The sequence below is a fragment of the Kitasatospora sp. MY 5-36 genome, from assembly GCF_001182915.1.
Lineage (GTDB): Bacteria > Actinomycetota > Actinomycetes > Streptomycetales > Streptomycetaceae > Kitasatospora.
Genome location: NZ_LFVW01000740.1, coordinates 1 through 1,362, shown reverse-complemented (window position 1 = coordinate 1,362; position 1,362 = coordinate 1). Strand labels below are relative to the sequence as shown.

The window sequence follows — 1,362 nt, the reverse complement described above, 5'->3', positions numbered from 1 at the left end:
CTGGACGCGCTGGCCAAGGGCCCGGGCGAGACCTACGAGCGCAAGACCGTCACCCCCTGGCTCGGCGGCCTCTACTCCGTCTCCTACGAGCGCAGCTACCACGGCCTGCCCGTGGTCGGCGGCGACGCGGTCGTCCTCGCCGACTCCCAGGGCAAGGTCCGCGCCCTGCAGTCCGCCGCCACCGGCCCCGTCGGCGGCTCGACCGCCCCGCAGGTCAGCGCCGAGCACGCCGAGAAGACCGCCCGCACCAAGCTGGCCGCCGTCGACTCCGTCGAGTCCCGCCGCCTGGTCGTGCGCGTCAAGGACGGCACCGGCCGCCTGGCCTGGGAGACCGTCCTCACCGGCCACAAGGGCAGCGCCCCCAGCCGCCTGCACGTCTTCGTGGACGCCACCACCGGCGAGGTCGTCGACAGCTACGACGACGTGCGCGCCGGCACCATCAACAGCGAGTGGAACGGCCCCGCGCCCGTCACCATCAGCACCACCAACTCCGGCGGCTCGTACTCGCTGCGCGACCCGAACCGGCCCGGCCTGTCGTGTTCCGACTACAGCACCGGCCAGGTCTTCTCCAAGTCCAGCGACTCCTGGGGCACCGGCAGCGCCTCCAGCAAGGAGACCGGCTGCGGCGACGCGATGTTCGCGGCCCAGAAGGAATGGGACATGCTCCGCGACTGGCTCGGTCGCAACGGGCACAACGGCAACGGCGGCAGCTGGCCGGTCAAGGTCGGCCTCAACGACGTCAACGCCTACTGGGACGGCAGCACGATATCCATCGGCCACAGCCAGGCCAACAAGTGGATCGCCTCCATCGACGTCGTCGGCCACGAGTTCGGCCACGGCATCGACCAGTACACCCCCGGCGGCGCCAACAACGAGTCCGGCCTGGGCGAGGCCACCGGCGACATCATGGGCGCGCTGACCGAGTCGTACGCCAACGAGCCCGCCCCGTACGACTCCCCGGACTACACCGTCGGCGAGATGATCAACCTGGTCGGCAACGGCCCGATCCGCAACATGTACAACCCCTCCCTGGTGAGCAACAACCCCAACTGCTACTCGGCGTCGATCCCGCAGACCGAGGAGCACGCGGCGGCCGGCCCGCTCAACCACTGGTTCTACCTGCTCGCCGAGGGCTCCAACCCCGGCGGCGGCAAGCCCACCAGCCCCACCTGCAACAACTCCTCCGTCACCGGCATCGGCATCAAGGACGCCGGCCGGGTCTTCTACGGCGGCATGCTCCTCAAGACCAGCGGCATGACCTACAAGCGCTACCGCACCGCCACCCTGACCGCCGCCAAGAGCCTCGACCCGACCTGCACCTTCTTCAACCGGGCCAAGGCCGCCTGGGACGCCGTCAGCGTC

General features: G+C 70.3%; 1 protein-coding gene. It reads left to right on the top strand.

All coding sequences use genetic code 11. The features are described 5' to 3' along the window. The coding region (locus AE652_RS34930) for a M4 family metallopeptidase (protein ID WP_049659005.1) at positions 1-1,362 on the top strand (1,362 nt) is incomplete at both ends.